This is a genomic window from Zeaxanthinibacter sp. PT1, assembly GCF_028464225.1.
In the GTDB taxonomy this organism is placed as follows: Bacteria; Bacteroidota; Bacteroidia; order Flavobacteriales; family Flavobacteriaceae; genus Zeaxanthinibacter.
This window is the reverse complement of the sequence record NZ_JAQPCN010000008.1, coordinates 1-19026: the sequence shown is the minus strand read 5'-3', so window position 1 is coordinate 19026 and position 19026 is coordinate 1. Positions and strand designations below refer to the sequence as shown.

Annotated in this window: 15 protein-coding genes; 6 read left to right on the top strand and 9 right to left on the bottom strand. The window is 46.9% G+C overall.

What is annotated here, in order from left to right; all coding sequences use genetic code 11:
- From PP178_RS14685 to PP178_RS14670, 4 genes are all read left to right on the top strand, one after another.
- Positions 1-4446, top strand: a 4446-nt coding sequence (locus tag PP178_RS14685; RefSeq protein WP_272595116.1) for a Calx-beta domain-containing protein, incomplete at its 5' end; no start/stop codon positions are given.
- Positions 4447-4456: 10 nt separating this feature from the next.
- Entirely contained in the window at positions 4457-5362 is a 906-nt protein-coding gene (locus tag PP178_RS14680; protein WP_272595115.1) for a PorP/SprF family type IX secretion system membrane protein, read from the top strand.
- A 10-nt stretch (positions 5363-5372) separates the two neighbouring features.
- Positions 5373-7325, top strand: coding sequence for an OmpA family protein (locus PP178_RS14675; protein ID WP_272595114.1), 1953 nt, complete (start codon positions 5373-5375; stop codon positions 7323-7325).
- A gap of 133 nt (positions 7326-7458) precedes the next feature.
- Positions 7459-8139, top strand: coding sequence for a hypothetical protein (locus PP178_RS14670; RefSeq protein WP_272595113.1), 681 nt, complete (start codon positions 7459-7461; stop codon positions 8137-8139).
- Between the two features lie 4 nt (positions 8140-8143).
- Here the strand turns inward: PP178_RS14670 and PP178_RS14665 are convergent, their stop codons facing one another.
- From PP178_RS14665 to PP178_RS14655, 3 genes are all read right to left on the bottom strand, one after another.
- A complete protein-coding gene (locus tag PP178_RS14665; RefSeq protein WP_336298551.1) occupies positions 8144-9325 on the bottom strand; it encodes an MFS transporter in 1182 nt (393 codons plus the stop codon).
- A gap of 32 nt (positions 9326-9357) precedes the next feature.
- Positions 9358-10632, bottom strand: coding sequence for a kynureninase (gene kynU / locus PP178_RS14660; RefSeq protein WP_272595112.1), 1275 nt, complete (start codon positions 10630-10632; stop codon positions 9358-9360).
- 68 nt (positions 10633-10700) lie between these two features.
- The gene (locus PP178_RS14655; RefSeq protein WP_272595111.1) at positions 10701-11159 is read right to left on the bottom strand and encodes a GNAT family N-acetyltransferase; all 459 of its coding nucleotides are present in this window, start codon (positions 11157-11159) and stop codon (positions 10701-10703) included.
- A gap of 55 nt (positions 11160-11214) precedes the next feature.
- Between PP178_RS14655 and PP178_RS14650 the strand changes: the two genes are divergently transcribed.
- Positions 11215-11856, top strand: a complete 642-nt coding sequence (locus tag PP178_RS14650; RefSeq protein WP_272595110.1) for an O-methyltransferase — start codon at positions 11215-11217, stop codon at positions 11854-11856.
- Here PP178_RS14650 and PP178_RS14645 read toward each other — a convergent pair.
- From PP178_RS14645 to PP178_RS14620, 6 genes are all read right to left on the bottom strand, one after another.
- A complete protein-coding gene (locus tag PP178_RS14645; protein ID WP_272595109.1) occupies positions 11819-12394 on the bottom strand; it encodes a phosphatase PAP2 family protein in 576 nt (191 codons plus the stop codon). The two genes, PP178_RS14650 and PP178_RS14645, sit on opposite strands and share 38 nt — an antisense overlap.
- Before the next feature lie 8 nt (positions 12395-12402).
- Complete coding sequence (locus tag PP178_RS14640) at positions 12403-12684, bottom strand: Sec-independent protein translocase subunit TatA/TatB (protein ID WP_272595108.1); 282 nt, start codon at positions 12682-12684, stop codon at positions 12403-12405.
- 92 nt (positions 12685-12776) lie between these two features.
- Complete coding sequence (locus PP178_RS14635) at positions 12777-15074, bottom strand: M1 family metallopeptidase (protein WP_272595107.1); 2298 nt, start codon at positions 15072-15074, stop codon at positions 12777-12779.
- A 58-nt stretch (positions 15075-15132) separates the two neighbouring features.
- Positions 15133-15636, bottom strand: a complete 504-nt coding sequence (locus tag PP178_RS14630; protein WP_272595106.1) for a DUF6702 family protein — start codon at positions 15634-15636, stop codon at positions 15133-15135.
- A 39-nt stretch (positions 15637-15675) separates the two neighbouring features.
- Positions 15676-16455 (bottom strand): hypothetical protein, encoded by a 780-nt coding sequence (locus tag PP178_RS14625; protein ID WP_272595105.1) that lies wholly within the window; start codon positions 16453-16455, stop codon positions 15676-15678.
- Positions 16442-17191 carry a hypothetical protein gene (locus PP178_RS14620; RefSeq protein WP_272595104.1) on the bottom strand — a complete coding sequence of 250 codons (750 nt, stop codon included), beginning with the start codon at positions 17189-17191 and terminating at the stop codon, positions 16442-16444. The genes PP178_RS14625 and PP178_RS14620 overlap by 14 nt, the downstream gene beginning before the upstream one ends.
- A 261-nt stretch (positions 17192-17452) precedes the next feature.
- On the opposite strand from PP178_RS14620, the gene PP178_RS14615 reads away from it, so the two are divergent.
- Positions 17453-19026 (top strand): hypothetical protein (locus PP178_RS14615; RefSeq protein ID WP_430974736.1); only part of this gene is annotated, 1574 nt, incomplete at its 3' end.

Genomic DNA, 19026 nt, shown 5'->3' with positions numbered 1-19026 from the left:
CTGATCACTATCAATGATAACCAGGCTACCGGGAATATCGTCGATAACGATGGTGGAGCCGGAACCGGAATTGATTTTGCCAGTGATGATGTCACCGTGAACGAGGCTGATGGTACGGCTACTTTTACCGTAACCCTTAGTGGTGCGGTGCAAGGTGGATTTACCATCGATTACGCTACTGCTGATGGTTCTGCCGAAGCTAACGGGGATTATAACACCAAGAATGGTACACTGACTTTTGCCGGGAACGACGGGGAGACTCAGGACATTGTAATTGACATTAACGAAGACCTTTTAATTGAGAATACTGAAGATTTCTTTGTGAATCTTTCTAACCTCTCTACCACCCTGATCACCATTATCGATAACCAGGCAACTGGGAATATCATCGATAACGATGGTGGAGCCGGTACGGGAATCGATTTTGCCAGTGATAATGTAACCGTGAACGAGGCGGATGGTACGGCTACTTTTACCGTAACCCTTAGTGGTGCGGTGCAAGGCGGATTTACCATCGACTACGCTACTGCTGATGGTTCTGCCGAGGCTGATGGTGACTACGATGCTGCTACCGGTACACTGACCTTTGCCGGTAATGACGGGGAGACCCAGCAGATCGTGATCGATATCAACGAAGATGTACTGATCGAAGCGACTGAAGATTTCTTTGTAAACCTTTCTAACCTCTCTACGACCCTGATCACCATTAATGATAACCAGGCAACTGGGAATATCATCGATAACGATGGTGGAGCCGGAACCGGAATTGATTTTGCCAGTGATAATGTAACCGTGAACGAGGCTGATGGTACGGCTACTTTTACCGTAACCCTTAGTGGTGCGGTGCAAGGTGGATTTACCATCGATTACGCTACTGCTGATGGTTCTGCCGAAGCTAACGGGGATTATGACACTAAGAATGGTACGCTGACCTTCGCCGGGAACGACGGGGAGACTCAAGCGATCGTGATCGATATCAACGAAGATCTTTTAATTGAGAATACCGAAGATTTCTTTGTAAATCTTTCTAACCTCTCTACGACCCTGATCACCATTAATGATAACCAGGCAACCGGGAATATTATCGATAACGATGGTGGAGCCGGAACCGGAATTGATTTTGCCAGTGATGATGTCACCGTAAACGAGGCGGATGGTACGGCTACTTTTACCGTAACCCTTAGTGGTGCCGTGCAAGGTGGATTCACCATCGATTACGCTACTGCTGATGGATCTGCCGAAGCTAACGGAGATTACGATGCTGCTACCGGTACACTGACCTTTGCCGGTAATGACGGGGAGACCCAGCAGATCGTAATTGATATAACCGAAGACCTTTTAATTGAGAACACGGAAGATTTCTTTGTAAACCTTTCTAACCTCTCTACGAGCCTGATCACTATCAATGATAGCCAGGCTACCGGGAATATCATCGACAACGACGGAGGTGGAACTACAGGGATCACTTTTGCCAACGACGATGTAACCGTGAACGAGGCGGATGGTACAGCTACTTTTACCGTAACCCTTAGTGGTGCCGTGCAAGGCGGATTTACCATCGACTACGCTACTGCTGATGGTTCTGCCGAAGCTGACGGGGATTATGACACCAAGAATGGTACGCTGACCTTCGCCGGGAACGACGGGGAGACGCAAGCGATCGTGATTGATATCAACGAAGACCTTTTAATTGAGAACACGGAAGATTTCTTTGTAAACCTTTCTAACCTCTCTACGAGCCTGATCACTATCAATGATAGCCAGGCTACCGGGAATATCATCGACAACGACGGTGGTGGAACTACAGGGATCACTTTTGCCAACGACGATGTAACCGTGAACGAGGCGGATGGTACGGCTACTTTTACCGTAACCCTTAGTGGTGCCGTGCAAGGTGGATTCACCATCGACTACGCTACTGCTGATGGATCTGCCGAAGCTAACGGGGATTATGACACCAAGAATGGTACGCTGACCTTCGCCGGGAACGACGGGGAGACGCAAGCGATCGTGATCGATATCAACGAAGATGTTTTGATCGAGGAGACCGAGAGCTTCTTTGTGAACCTTTCTAACCTCTCTACTACCCTGATCACCATTAATGATAGCCAGGCTACCGGGAATATCATCGATAACGATGGTGGAGCCGGAACGGGAATTGATTTTGCCAGTGACGATGTAACCGTGAACGAGGCGGATGGTACGGCTACTTTTACTGTAACCCTGAGTGGTGCGGTACAAGGTGGATTCACCATCGATTACGCTACTGCTGATGGATCGGCTGAAGCTGATGGTGACTACGATGCTGCTACCGGTACACTGACCTTTGCCGGTAATGACGGGGAGACTCAAGCGATCGTGATCAACATCAACGAAGACCTTTTAATAGAGAATACCGAAGATTTCTTTGTGAATCTTTCTAACCTCTCTACGACCCTGATCACTATCAATGATAGCCAGGCTACCGGGAATATCATCGATAACGATGCAATCGCAGGAACCGGGCTCGATTTTACAGCCACTGACGTGAATGTAAATGAAGACGGGATCAGTGCTGTATTTACCGTTGTTTTAACGGGAGCAACACAGGAAGGATTCAGTGTTGATTTTGCAACCTCTGACGATACCGCCGAAGCTCCTGCTGATTATACCACTAATGCCGGCACTTTAACTTTTGCTGGAAATAACGGGGAGTCGCACACTATCGAAGTGTTCATTGAAGACGATGAGTTGATCGAATTCACTGAGTCATTCCAAGTGAGCTTATCCGGACTGACAACAGACCTGATTACGATCAATACGCCTGTGGCCACCGGAAATATCCTGGATAACGATGCCATTGATGGAACAGGACTCCACTTTGCTGCCACCGATGTAATGGTGAACGAGGCGGATGGTACTGCCACATTTACAGTAACCCTCAGTGGAAATGTTCAGGGTGGATTCACCGTGGATTATACGACCCTGGAGATATCTGCTACTGACAATATGGATTACACTGAGACCAGTGGAACTCTGATCTTTGCGGGGACTGACGGTGAGTCTTATGACATCATTGTTCCTATAATTGATGATATCATTATTGAAAGCACAGAGATCTTTATAGTAAGGTTGTCTGATGTTTCCAATACCCTTGTAAATATCAACAATATGGATGCTTCAGGAACTATACTGGATAATGATAGCGATATTGATTTCCCTGCAGATGCAACAGTTAGCTGTGATGAGATCCCGGCTGTCGCTGAAATTGACCTGAATGCAGAAGGATGTGCATATACCGTTGAATTTGAAGAACTGATCAGCGGCCAGGACGACGAATGTGCTACGGAGTATACCATATCCAGGACATGGACGGTAACTGATTGTGTCGGTAATGTACGTGAGCACAGTCAGGAGATCACCGTGGTAGATACGGAAGCACCTGAATTTGTGGAAGCATTGCCAGCGGATATGACTGTGACCTGTGATACCGTACCTGAAGCCGCGGTACTTACTGCCATCGATAACTGTAATCCGGAGGTTACTGTTGTCTTTGACGAATCAGTAACTAACGATGCGAATTGCATGGATGGGTATATGATCACTAGGGTATGGACGGCTACAGACTGTGCAGGAAACAGTGTAACGCACACCCAGACCATTGCCGTACCTGCTACTGGACCAATCACGGCCAGTGCATACGAAGAAGAGGTTTCGCTCTTATGCGGTGATGAAATTCCTGCAATTCCTAACCTGGAATTTTCCGGGGGATGTGGGGAGTACCAGGTAGATTATACAGAAGAGACACAGCACTCTGAAGATTCTGAAGATTTCATGATCATCAGGAGCTGGAACGTAACTGATGCCTGTGGTAACACTGCGCTCTTTGAGCAGTTCATTTTTGTACTGCAGCCTGCCCTGGAAACGATCGCAATCGACATCTGCGTGGAGGATCCGGCTATCGACCTGGTCAACTACCTGCCTGCAGGCTTTGACACTGATGGAACTTTTGAATTAGTATCCGGAAATACCGAAATGCAGGGAAGCACTTTTGATCCTTTTGAACTGGAGGTTGGGGTCTACCAGGTACAATATACCTCAACAGGAGGCACTTGTAAGTACTATGTGGACTTTGAAATCGCCGTGAATTCTGACTGCGTTCCTTGTGGACGAGAAAATATAATAGCATCAAAAACCGTTACTGCTAATGGAGATGGTAATAATGATTACTTCGAGATCTCGGGAGTTGACTATTGTGACTTCAGTTTTCACGTGATGATCTTTAACCGTTGGGGTGCGAAAGTATTTGAAGGGCAGGACTACCAGAACGACTGGGGTGGCTATTCCCCTAATAGCGCTTTCGGTAACTCGGGTATGCTTCCTGCAGGAACCTACTATTACATCATCGAGGTGAGTAATAAGGAAATGGAGCCTATTAATGGTTATATCTATCTCGGAACCAACTAAACCTACTAAAATGGAAAGTTTAAAAACATACATCGTATTGATGCTACTCGTGGTATACTCTTCTGTAAATGCACAGCAGTTACCACAGTTCACCCAATACATGTTCAACACCATATCCGTGAACCCGGCCTATGCAGGCAGCAGGGGAACCCTGAACCTGACGGCCTTACACAGGAACCAATGGACAGGAATAGAAGGTAACCCGAGGACTAATACCTTTTCACTGCATGCCCCTTTACGGAATGACAGGATTGGGTTGGGACTATCTTATATCAACGACCGACTTGGATTTGAAAAGACCAACTATATCTACGGGGATTTCTCATATACTATCCCGGTAACCCAGGCTGCAAAACTCTCATTTGGATTAAAAGCCGGGTTTACCAATTATTACCTGGAAAGTCCAGATGGCAGCGACCCTTTTTTCAACGCGAATTTTACGCAGTGGTCGCCTAACCTGGGTGCAGGAACATTTTTGAGTACTGATCGCTGGTATGTTGGTATCTCCTCCCCTCGCATACTGAATACCGATCTTAACGAGGGAGAATTCCAGGCCGTTGAACGAAATAGTTATTACGCCATCGGCGGCTACGTGGTGGATATCTCAAGCAATTTGAAATTCAAACCTACCATGTTGAGCAAATTCACCAATGGTGCTCCTTCTTCTTATGATCTTTCGGCCTATTTCCTTTATTCCGAGAAGATCTGGTTTGGTGCCACTTACAGGTTGAATAATTCTTCCGGATTCGGAGCCCTGATCGATTACCAGATCAGCAAAGACTTCCGGATAGGTTACGCATATGACACACCCACCGGGGACCTGAAGCCATATTCCTCGGGAACACACGAAGTAATCCTGATCTATGAGACAGGGTTTAAAAAACTAGGACCTGCAAAATCGCCCAGGTACTTTTAAAAACCGCATTATGAAGAACCAATACACTAAGATTCTGATAGTGCTTCTGAGCTTTACCCTACAATTGGGTATGGCTCAATACGGGGCGCAGAAAAGAGGTGACTATTTTTTCGGCCAGTTTGCCTACAGTAAGGCGATCGTGGAGTATGAAAAAATGGTTGAAGGAGGTTTTAACCTGGATCATGCCCATCAGCAGCTGGCAGAATGCTACCTTCTAATCCGGGATTTCAAAAAAGCCCTGCCTCATTTTGAAAAGATCATCAACAACAGCAGTGTCCCCACGGATTACTATTTTAAATATGCCATGGCCCTTTATAGCGATGGCCAGTACGATGAATCTGAAAAATGGCTGAAAAAATATAAGAAATACAATAAGAATGATTCGCGCGTAAAGCGATTCCTGAAAGACGGAAATTTAGCTTCAGTAGTATTTAACAGCCGGCAGCGCTATAGCGTGGAACTTGCCGATTTTAATACGGAAGAAAGCGATTTCGGGGTATTTGCCCGTAATGGGTACCTCTACTTTGCTTCTTCGAGCAAAGAGCAGGTAGCCGGTGATGAATACGGCTGGAACGATGAACCCTGGTTAGACCTTTTCCGAATCCGGGAAGATGTTCCCGGTGCTGTACCGGAATTGGTGAACGGGGACGTGAACACTAAATACCACGAAAGTAACCTGATCTTTACCACCGACTATAAAAAAGACACGGTTATCTATTTTACCAGGAACAATTTCTATAAGAATAAGAAGGCCTACGGTATTGAAAAAGAGCTGAACCTGAAGATATACAGGGCGGAGAAAGAAGATGGAGAATGGAAGGTAAACAAAAGCCTGCCCATGAACAGTGATTATTACTCCACCGGACACCCTTATGTGAGCCCGGATGGCAGGCGAATCTACTACACCTCTGACAGGCCCGGAGGTTTCGGCGGCACCGATATATATTATTCTGAAATCCACGAAAGAGGAGGAATAGGCCCGCCGATCAATGCCGGCCCGGTAGTGAATACCGAAGGTAACGAGATGTTCCCCTTTATCAATAACGAAGACCAGTTATTCTTCTCTTCCGACGGACACGTTGGTTACGGGCAGCTTGACGTTTTCTCCACCATCTCCGATGAATCAGGAAAGATCGTGGATGTGATCAATCTGGGAACCCCGGTGAATTCAGGTGCGGACGACTTTGGTTACTATGCCCATGAGAACGGTATTTTTGGATATATCAGTTCTAACCGCGAAGGCGGAAAAGGCAGTGATGATATTTATAAATTTAAGTTTACTCCGTCTCTAACCGTAGAGGGATATGTACACGACGGGGTTAACGGGAAACCCCTGGACAGTGTACGCATCACCATCTATGATCAGAAAACAGGAATCAAAGAAGGAGAGGTGATTACAGATTCCAACGGCTTCTACAGTATGTTCATTAACAGGGAGCGTAATTATATGCTGGAGGCGGTCCGGAGGACCCACCCTCATAAATCAGTGTATTTCAACACTTATGTAACGCCCATCACTACCCGTATTATGAGGCAGGACATCGTCCTGGAACCGGTACTGGACCTGAAACTCCTGGCCAACCTGAAAAAAATCTATTTTGATTTCAATAAACACGACATCAGGCCCGATGCCGCATGGGAACTGGACAAGGTCGTCAAGCTGATGACAGTCACTTACCCTGACATGATCATCCGCCTGGAAGCCCATACAGACCCGGTTGGTAGTTATGCTTACAATGATAACCTCTCGGAAAGACGAGCCAAATCAACTTATGAATACCTGATCGCCCATGGGGTATCCCCGGAACAGATCGTGTCTTATAAAGGTTTTGGCAAACGGGAACCAATTAACGATTGTACGGGCAGAGCAGACTGTACACCGGACGAACTGGAGCTCAACAGGCGTACAGAATTCCCTATCGTCCAGATCAAAAAAGGAAGGCAGCTTCTCGCTAAGCAATAGGATAAACTGTTTATCATCATAAAAGTAAAAGAGACAGGAGAAATCATTGTCTCTTTTTTTTTTGACTCAACCCAGTATAAATCATTTTATGCCACATTGTTGAAAAGCCTTTATATTTGAAAAAAACTGACTGATGAAAAAGTTTTCCTCCGCACTTCTCCTGTTGCTCCTATCCATCGTATCCTGTAAGAACGGTCAACCAGAGAAAGCCAAAACTGTTGAAAAAGAAAAGACCATATTAGAAAAAGTAGCTTATGCCCACGGTTATGAAAACTGGGACGATGTACGGCAACTTCAATTCACCTTTAATGTAGACAGGGACACCACTCACTATGAAAGAAACTGGGTCTGGGAACCGGGCAGCCAGGAAGTGAGTATGCGGGTTGCTTCTGATACTGTAAATTTTAACCGAACCACCGTTGACAGCCTTAGCATGAAAGCCGACGCCAGTTTCATCAACGACAAATACTGGCTGCTTGCTCCTTACCAACTGGTCTGGGACCAGGGTAATTTTGAATATGAACACCAGGAAGGCGCCACAGCTCCTATCTCGGGGAACAAAATGCATAAGCTGACCATCGTATATGGGAAAGAAGGGGGTTATACCCCCGGCGATGCATATGATTTTTACTTCGGGGATGATTACCTGGTAAAGGAATGGAGTTTTAGGAAAGCGAATGCCCCGGAGCCCAGTATGAGCACCACCTGGGAAGACTATAAAGATTTTGGTGGTTTGCTGATCGCCACCATGCACAACAACCCCGGTAGCGGATCCAAACTTTATTTTACGGACCTCAAAGTTACGATGGAATAAATGCCTAGCGTTTTGCTTTAAGACGAAAGGTAGCCAACAGTACGATCAATGCCCCTCCTAATAAGACCATAAAGCTCACTTTTAAGGAAGAACTCTCGGCCAGGAATCCGAGTACAGGGGGTGCCATCAAAAACCCCGCGTAACCGGAGCCGGCAATGAAAGCGACGCCCTGTGAGGAGTCAACTCCTTTTACATGCCCCCCGATGCGGAACAATTCCGGGATGATCACGGAAAAGCCCAAACCGATCAGGGCAAAGCCCAGTATAGCCAGGTAAGTGAAGGTTGCCAGTACCGCCAGGTAACCCGCTATAGCAATAAAGATCCCAAGCGCGACTATTTTAACCGATCCTATCCGGTCACTGATCCCGTCTCCCAGGAAACGCCCCAGGGTCATGGTGATGGAAAACGCAAGGAATCCGGATCCTAATAGTACTTCGGGCGCCATACTGATCTCTTCCAGGAAAAGGGCACTCCAGTCCACGATAGCACCTTCACTGGCCATGACAATAAAGGAAACTATTCCCAATAAAAGCAAGGGGCGAAAAAGCCGAAAGCTGAATGGCTCTTTCTCTACCGGGGCTGCCGTAATATGAAGGTAGTGTCGGTGTAAGCTATAGTTGATTATAAGCACAACCAAAACGATGATCAGCATGTGGATGGCAGGAGACGGCATAACCGGAATTAAAAAGCTTCCCAGGCCCGCAATCACCCCTCCCAGGCTGAAAAACCCGTGGGCCGAAGACATGAACTTCTTCCCATCTTCTTTCTCTATTTCCGTCACCAGGGTATTCATGCCAATATCCATAAAACCATTGGCAGCCCCGAAAAAAAATAATGACAGCATTAACAGGTAATAGTCCGTGACCACTAAGGGCAGCAAGGCTGTTACACTACCGGCCAGGACGGCATACCAGGTAGCCTTACCCACCCCGATGCGGTTGATCAGCTTTGGTGCGACAGGGAAGATGGCAAAGACCCCTAAAGACAGGCAGAAAAGGGCGATCCCCAGGCTCGCCTTATCTATTCCCAATTGACTTTTTACCGTCGGGATATAGATCGCCCAGGTACCGAACCATATATTAAGACTTGCAAATACCCAGGCCGGGGCAAAATACCGGGCTTTGGAGAGGATCAGTCGGAGTGATTTCATAGATACAAATGAATCCCGGTAATGGTACAGGGACATTTAGTATTAAATATAAATCACTTCCGAATGATTCAGGAAACTTTTTCGAGAATTCCTTTCTTAAGCAATTGGCCAAAATGGTACATGTCTTCGTAACTGCAATAAAACGGGGCCGGGGCCAGGCGAATAACATTGGGTTCTCGCCAATCGGGGATCACCCCGTTTTCCATCAGCCAGTCAAATAATTCGCGCCCTTCTCCATGCAGAAATACAGAAAGCTGGCAGCCACGGTCTTCCGGGGTAATGATCTCAAAACTGCTGTCCACTTCCTTATCTATCTCCTTCAGGATGAATTCCAGGTAAGCCACGATCTGGTTACGCTTTTCTATCAGCGCCGGCATCCCAACCTCATCAAAAAGCTCCAGCGAAGCCAGGTAGGGTGCCACTGAAAGGATGGGGGCGTTGCTCAGCTGCCAGGCATCTGCGGTGGCAATCGGTTCAAACTCGGGTCGCATAAGGAAACGGGTTTCCTTTTTTGTACCCCACCATCCTTCGAACCTGGGAATATCGGTACGGCCCAGGTATTTTTCATTGATATAAACCCCGGAAGCATTGCCCGGACCACTATTCATATACTTATAACTGCACCAGGCCGCAAAATCGACCTTCCATTCGTTTAGCTTCAGGGTTACATTTCCCGCGGCGTGCGCCAGGTCCCAGCCTACTTTGGCACCTACCTCGTGTCCTGCTTCCGTAATGGTCTTCATATCAAAAACCTGCCCGTTGTAATAATTAAGTCCCCCGATCATTACCAAGGCCAGCTCCTCCCCTACTTCATGAATTTTTGCAACTACGTCTTCCGTTCTCCAGAAATTTTCGCCATCCCTCTTGTTCACCGTTACTATGGCCTCTTCAGGGTCCAGCCCATGATAGCGGACCTGGCTTTGCAACATGTATTGATCCGAAGGGAATGCTTTTTCTTCGCAGAGGATCTTGAATCGTTTTTTATCAGGGCGATAAAAAGAAACCATCAGTAAATGAAGGTTCACGGTCAGGGTGTTCATGACCGAAATTTCCTCGGGTTTAGCCCCGACAATCTTTGACAGCGGAGCTGCCAGCCGTTCGTGGTAATCCCACCATGGCTTGTCTGCTTTAAAATGACCTTCTACCGCCATATTCTTCCAGTCAGACATCACCTCGTCTATATACTTCTGTGTGCGTTTTGGTTGTAAACCCAGGGAGTTCCCGGTGAAATAGATGACCGGCTTACCGTTGTGTTGTGGAAAATGAAACTCCGATCTATAGGACCTGAGCGGGTCTTCTTCATCAAGTTTTCTGGCGTAAGCGAGGGTATTCTGAAAATCCATCCGGTGTTTTTTTCAAAAATACGACAAGCGGGGTGATATCTCCACATGACACTTAAAAGTTCTGCCCCTCATCGCCGGTATCGCATCTCTATCAGGTGCTTTTGGAACCCCACCTTCTCGTAGGCCCGTATGGCAGGGTGGTTCTCTGTATAGACTGTCAGTCTCATTTCATCCAATCCATTTTTATGTGCCCAGTGAGCCAGGTGTTCCATAATGAGTTTATTAACCCCTTTCCCCCTGTATTCCGGATCAGTATACATAAATCCCAGGTAAGCATAATTCTGATGGTCAAGGTAGGGCCTTGCGGGTTTGGGGCGAGCATAACCACATGCAATTATCTTCCCGTCTTTTTCAGCTACGAGGAAATGTACCTCCTTATTGCTTATCAGGTCCTTGAGGTCGTAATAGGTGACCGGGTCCGGTTTGATAGTCGGGTCCATGGGCCGCTCGGCCCTGATGAGTTCCTGTTCAAAACGGGCTAAAGTCTGCAGGTCTTGCTGCTCAGCTTGTCGTATATTGATCGCCATGGTTGATATGCTTTAAACTGTGCCAGAATTGGCTATTTTTGCATAAAATGAAGATATGCATTTTCTGCCTGAATCACTGGAATGGTACGTGGAGAATCACTCCCAGGACGAGCCCGAACTCTTAAAAGAACTCACCCGTGAAACCCATCTCAAAGTAATTCAGCCGCGCATGCTGACGGGCCACTACCAGGGCCGGCTTTTGAGTATGCTTTCCAAGTTGCAACGTCCGCGTCATATTCTGGAGATTGGAACCTATACCGGTTATTCTGCCATTTGCCTGTCTGAAGGACTGCACCCGGAAGGTACCCTGCATACCATAGACGTCAATGAAGAATTGCATGCCATGCAAAGAAAGTACTTCGACAAATGTGGCTCCGGGGATCGTATAGTTCAGCATACCGGGAATGCACTTGATATAATCCCAGGGCTTTCTATCCATTTTGACCTGGTGTATATCGATGCCGAAAAGAAAGAATACCTTTCTTATTACGAGGCTGTGATGGAAAAGGTGAACCCGGGTTGCCTGATCATTTCAGATAATGTGCTTTGGTCCGGCAAAGTGCTTGAGGAAGTTAAAGCGGGTGATAAGACCACACCGGTTCTTTTAGAATACAATAAAAGGCTTAAAGATGACCCCAGGGTAGAAACGGTCCTGCTATCTATTCGCGACGGGCTGACGCTAAGTAGGGTCCTATAAACCCAGTGTAGATATAGTAAAAGAAAAAGGCAGAACCTATACCTACACTCATCCCTACCAGTATATCCACCGGGTAATGCACCCCTACGTAGATACGGCTGAATGCAAAGATTAGAGGCCACAAAAAGAACAGCCAGGCCCATCGGAACTTGTCTTTCAGGTATAGAAAAATAAGCGTTGTGATGGAGAAGCTGGATGCAGCGTGACCTGAAAAGAAACTGTAATTCGTCGGGCTCTTCAGTATCCGGATCAGGGTATTGATTTCCTCCTCGTTATTAGGCCTTAAACGGGCCACGTATTCCTTGGTCAAGTCTGTCAGGAATAGCACGAAGACCAGGAGACAGACCACCCAGAGCGACATATAAAGCGCTTCCTTTTTGCGATGTTTTATGATGATGAGAACAAAGAATATTATATAGAGGGGAATCCAGGTAGTGATATTGGTCACAAAAGACCAGAAACCGTCCAGTTGCTCAATGCCAAGGCTGTTCAGGAAGATAAAGGTTTCCCTGTCCCACTCTAGAATTTTCTTTAACATATGGAGTTTTACTTTCGTTTGATGGTACCGCTGACCTCATCAACATTCTTCTTCACCTGCTCTATCTCCTTCTTGATATCGTCCGTGAAACTGGTGTCAATTCCTTGTTTCTCGGCACTCTTCTGGATCTCCTGCTTTATATCTTCAGTGGCATCCTTAAGTTGTCGCATACCCTTACCCAATCCCTTGGCAATACCCGGGATCTTGTCCGCGCCGAATACCATGACCACGATGAACATGATAAAGAAGATTTCGGCCCCGCTAATAAATAAAATTATACTGGCATACATGCCACAAATATAAGCAAGTTTGCCCTCCAAAAACAAAGTCCCGCCAGTTTAAAAAACTGGCGGGACTCATTTTTTATCCTACAGGGTTCAAATTAATTATCGCCTTGGATACTATTCTTGAACTTGTTGAAATCGGACTCTTCTTCTTTCTTCGGCCAGCTGTTATTGGAAGTGTCAATATCAGCGGTTTCTGCCTTTGGATCAACCACTACGCCTACCAATTCCTTCTGGGTAGCCATTACCCTGCTCACTTCCTTATCGCTCTTCCTCCAGATCTCTGCGGGAAAAGTAACGTTCTCCTTGCTACCATCTGCGTAAGTGTATTCTACGATCAGTGGCATTGGAATCCCTCCCGGCTTGTCAAAGGTGATTTCGTAAAAGTATTTGGGCTCCTTTACCGCAGCTCTTTGTTCCGGGGTCAGGTTATCCATCATAAAGGCATTCATGGTCTGTGAAGTTTCTGACGGGGTCTTCCCTTCTGCACCTTCACTCTCCTCGGAAAGATAAACCAATGGTGGAAGGTCTGACGGACTCATATTATTAGCCGCGATATACTCTTCCATTTCAGGAGTAGGTTTGTCACTCACATAGTATTTCTTAACTCCTTTTACCCCTATATCCACGTAGTCCGTAGTATAGAACCATGATCTCCAGAACCAGTCCAGGTCTACAGCCGATGCATCTTCCATGGTGCGGAAGAAATCTTCAGGGCTGGGGTGTTTAAACATCCAACGCTGTGAATATGTCTTAAAGGCATGATCAAATAATTCCGGTCCCATCACGGTCTCCCTTAAAATATTCAGGGCGGTGGCCGGCTTACCATAGGCATTAGGGCCTAACTGGTAAACATTCTCCGGGTTAGACATAATCGGTGCCAGGGTACTCTGGTCCCCGCTCATATAAGGAACAATCTTAGCAGGGGCTCCTCTCCTCGAAGGATAGCTCTCATTGGGTGCGATCACCTCCGGGTTTTCTTTCCCGAACTGCTGTTCTGCCAGGTACTGCATAAAAGTGTCAAGGCCTTCGTCCATCCAACCCCACTGCCGCTCATCAGAGTTAACGATCATGGGGAAGAAGTTATGGCCTACTTCATGAATGATCACGCTGATCATTCCAAACTTGACACGGTCAGAATAGGTGCCGTCCTCGTTAGGGCGACCGTAATTCCAGCAGATCATAGGGTATTCCATTCCCTGGTTCTTGGCGTGTACAGAGATCGCCTTGTGGTAAGGGTAATCAAAAGTGTGCTTAGAATAGGTTTTCAGGGTGCTGGCAACAGCCTTGGTCGACTGCTCTTCCCACAGCGGGTTTCCTTCTTTAGGATAAAGAGATACGGCCATCACGTCTCTGTTCCCAATCTTCACAGCCTGCATATCCCAGATAAACTTACGGGAAGTGGCAAAACCGTAATCACGTACATTCTCTGCTTTGAATTTCCAGGTCTTTTTCTTTTCCGAAAAGCCTTTTTCGGCCTGCTCTGCCTCTTCCTGGGTTACGATCAGTACCGGTTTGTCATAAGACTTCTTTGCGCGCTCATAGCGTTCCATCATGGTCTTGCTGAAGACCTCTTTACGGTTCTGCAGTTCCCCGGTAGCATCCAGGATATGATCTGCAGGAACAGTGATATTTACCTCGTAGTTCCCGAATGGAAGGGCAAACTCGCCACTTCCCCAGAACTGGTGGTTCTGCCATCCTTCTACATCATTATACACAGCCATTCTTGGGAAGAACTGGGCGATCACGTAAGAACGGTTACCGTCTTTCTCAAAATATTCATAACCGGACCTGGCGCGGTCTACGGTATGATCAGGAATATTATACCACCACTTGATATCAAAAGCGAATTTTTCGCCACTGGCTAAAGGAGTTGGCAGGTCTATACGCATCATGGTCCTGTTGATGGTATAGGGTAATGCTTTCCCGTCTGTATCTTTTACGTGCTCTATATTAAAACCACCGTCAAATGGTTCGCTCATATATTCCTTGGTGAAGGTTGCCGGCTGGTAGGCCACGGCGATCCTGCTTGGATTACGCAAAGGAGATTTAGAATCCTTGGCACGTACATTCTGGTCTAACTGCACCCATAAGTACTCCAGGACGTCCGGGGAATTATTGTGATAAGTGATGGTTTCTTCACCATAGAGCTTAGCGTTCTTATCATCCAGCTCAATGTTCATCTTGTAGTCTGCCTGTTGCTGGTAGTAATCAGGTCCCGGGGTTCCGGAGGCTGACCTGTAAGTGTTTGGGGTCGCAAATTCCTGGTGCATTTGTCGGAATTTGCTCTGGTTGGTGTGTCCAGGTTCTTTAGTAATAGTGGTATCGTCCTGGGCAACTACCACTGCGGCCATCAAAAAGAGGATTGCCGAAAATACATGCTTGATCTTATACATTCTGGTTTTTTTTAAGGTCCCGAAAATAGTTTATTTTATAAATTTTGTTCCGAAAACGTTATAAGTTTAACATTCCTTTATTATTCTCCCGTATCAGTACAAAACTCTTCTTCTGCCCTCTTAATTTAAAATGCACAACGTTCTGTTGATCTTCGAAGAGATCGGTCAGGAGATCGTTCTGTATCTCCAGGGTTTTCACTTTATTGAGTTCTATGTCCGGTACTTCTATATAGCAGATGACAAGATCATCATTGTATTCCTTCCCCAGGAATTTATAGGGCACCGGCTTTCCATCAATCCTGAAAACGATCTTGGAACGCAGGTATTTATCGATGTAGAAATCAGCCTTGGGTGACTCCTTTTTGGTGGCCAGGGCAGCTTTGAAGCCGTAGCGTTCAGATAACAATTTATCGAGGTCATCGATAAAAATGCGGCTGGTAAGCTGCAGGGCCTTTTCTTTCTCCGAGTATTCTACCATGGTCACACTGACATAGAACTTATGGGCGGTGAAGGCAAAAAGGGGTAAGAGGAATAGTAATAAAAGCTTCTTCGGGGTTTTCATTCAATTTGATTTATCAGTAATGGAGCAAAGTCTGTGCCATTAATCCAGCTTATTGGCACCGCGGTAGGCTTTGCTTTTCCGCTCCAGGAATTCCCAGATCCGCAGCGCATCCCCGGTATTGACCAGGGCGCTGAAGCCGGGATCGACCTCGCAAAAATAAAAGAAATCATCAATACGATCTGCTGGTAATTTTAATTCATCCGTGTAGACCGAGTCCGGGTAGGAATATCGGACCAACTCGGTCTGGTTGTATTTCCTGTCCCGTTCCAGAACATTCTTGAGGTACTTGGTCCTCCCCGAGATGCCGTTGAGGATAGGGTTCAGAGGAATGATACCGCCCCCGGTCTGGGCTTCAAATAATTTACGTTCGGCCTGCGTCCTGGGTTTGGCAAAAGCGTTCGGCAGCCCTATGGTGGATGCCACTTTGACCGGGGATGCTCCATTGGCAAGATCCTGTTCCAGGTCGCCCGACAGGTTATAGGGACGGAGCACTACTTCATCCAGGGCATTGACAAATTCGTCAAGGGGCACCAGCAGCAAGGGAGTCATCATCATCTCCCTGGTCACTACCAGCGATTTTCGCTGTAGCTGTACCGCGGAGAATAGCAGGGTATCACCGGTTTTAGCCGAGACAAAAAAGCGTCCGTCCTGGTCCGTGATGGTGGCCTGGTTTGCACTCAGGTTCATCACGTGAACATCGGCCACACCGGCACCTTGGTTGGTAACCATCCCTGCCAGCTGCGTATTGGGATCGGTTTGGGCGGGTAGCACCCAAGCGGATAAAAGGAAAAGAAATACGTAAAATTTATTGTTTGGCATCGAGTTGGGCGCGATAGGCTTTGCTCTGGTTCACCAGGAAATCGATCAGCTGGAATTCGTTGTCTTTCAGCAACAGTTTATACTCCGGGCTGTGGTCATCCACATAATACAGGAAATCATCTATCTTATCCTGGGGCACATTGAGGTCTGCTACAAAAAAACGATCGTCATATACTTTCCGGAGCACTTCGCTCATTTTTAGTTTAGGCTGTGCGGCTTCGGGCTCATCCTTCCCTATCGAGGCCAGGGCTTTGAAAATATTCACGAAATTGAGCCCGTCTTTCATCCCCCGGGTGGTAGGATCCATGGCGATATTCTCCACTTCTGCCGTGGCATCGGTCTCGTATTCGTACCGCTTGAATTCCTCGTTCTGTAATTCCAGGAATTTTTCTTGCCGCTCCGGGCTGATCACTACCTCGTCCAGTTCCGTGACCTTTTCGTTCACTTCAATCACCAGTCGGTTATTGGCCAGCATGGCTTCGGTTACGGTAAGAATCTCTATCTGGTAATTCACGGCGGTAAAGATCAGCTCGTCCCCTACTTTCACCGGGATGGTAAACTCGCCCCTGCTGTTGGTGATAGTTGCTTTTTCTGCGGTGGTATTGATGACATTTTCATTGGCCACGCTGCTGTTTCGGTAGAGCACCTGCCCTCTTAATAATTGCCGGTCCTGCTCCTGGGCATAGAGGGAAGATAGGCTTAAAAACAGGGTGAGAATATAGAGGCAGTATTTCATGGGATAGTGTTAAAAATCGTTGTATGTCCGAAAGATAAAGAAAAGCCACGAGGGTGTCATAAAAAAATGCCCGGGCTTAAACTTATGTTAAACGCGACCGGGATTGGCACTAAATCCACTGGAACAGGGCGATTTACAAGCATTATATGCCTGCTGCTGCCATTTATCCCAGAAACGTGTATTTAGCGGTGTAAACATCATAATCTGCGAAGTTTCAGTTACTTTTGGTAGTCCATACCACAAGATTTATTCGATTAAGCTATGTTACAAAAATACCTGCCTGTACTGTTCGTACTGGGCTGCATGCTGACGGGGAGTGCACAGATCAAGATCGGTGAGAATCCACAGAATATTCACCCTGCCTCCGTACTGGAACTGGAGAGTAATAACCGCGCCCTGGTGATCACCCGGGTGAGTACTCAGGAGATGGATGCCATTGAACCCTTACAGGGGGCCATGGTCTATAATAATGACACCCGGTGTATCCATTTTTATGACGGTAATGGCTGGCTGAATTTATGCGATGCCTTAGGGCTTTCGTTTTCCACGGACCCGGTAGTGAACCCGGCAGAGACCATAGTAATTACCGAGACGGACGGGAATCGGAATTTCGAGGTGGGGCAGATCACCGGGATGAACATCGTGGATTTCAGTATAGGCGGAGCAGACTTGCAGAACAACTCGATCACCGCCAACAAACTGGCCGCCAATTCGGTCGGCAGCGAAGAATTGCAGGATAACACGGTCACCGATGCCGAGATCGATTATAACGTAGTGACGCTTAATGATTTCCTGAACGATGCCAACTTTATCACCGGGGCGGATATCGTCAGCCCGGATAATGGAAACAGCATCACCTTCAGCAACGGAGCCTACTTTAATGCCACTCCGCTGCAGAACAGTATCACCACCAATACGAACAACCTGAACAGCCATATTGCGGCGGATGGGGATTTGGATGATGGTAATGAATTGCAGGACCTTACCTCCGCAACTTTTAATCCTGCCACGAATGAACTCACGATCAATATTGAAAATGGTGCTTCTACCTCGGTACTTCTGGGAGACCTGGCCGATCCGGGCACGGATGACCAGAACTTGGGTCCGGGTAATTTCAATGCGGCCACGAATACACTCACTATAGGTATTGAAGATGGAAACCCGGTTGATATCGATTTGGGGGCTTTAGCGGGAACAGGAACGGATGATCAAAATTTAGGTCCGGCCACCTTGAATCCTAGTGATAATATTTTAACAATTAATATCGAAGGAGGTAACCCAACACAAGTTGATCTTACTCCATTATCTGCCACCGGGAGTGATAATCAAAATATTCAAGGCTCTACTTTAATAGGCACAACACTTACGATTGGGATTGAAAATGGGAACTCTGAGAATGTCAATTTGGCCCCTCTATTAGGTACTGATGATCAAACAGCTTCTGATGTGCCCTATGATAATATAACATCTGGACTGACAGCTACAGATACGCAGGCTGCAATTGATGAGATCGCAGCCGCAGGTGGTTCTGATGACCAAGAAGCCTTTGAAGTTCCTTACGACAATTTAACGTCTGGACTGACAGCTACAGATACGCAGGCTGCAATTGATGAGATCGCAGCCGCAGGTGGTTCTGATGACCAAGAAGCCTTTGAAGTTCCTTACGACAATTTAACGTCTGGACTGACAGCTACTGATACGCAGGCGGCTATTGATGAGATCGCAGCCGCAGGCGGTTCTGATGACCAAGAAGCCTTTGAAGTTCCTTACGACAATTTAACGTCTGGACTGACAGCTACTGATACGCAGGCGGCTATTGATGAGATCGCAGCCGC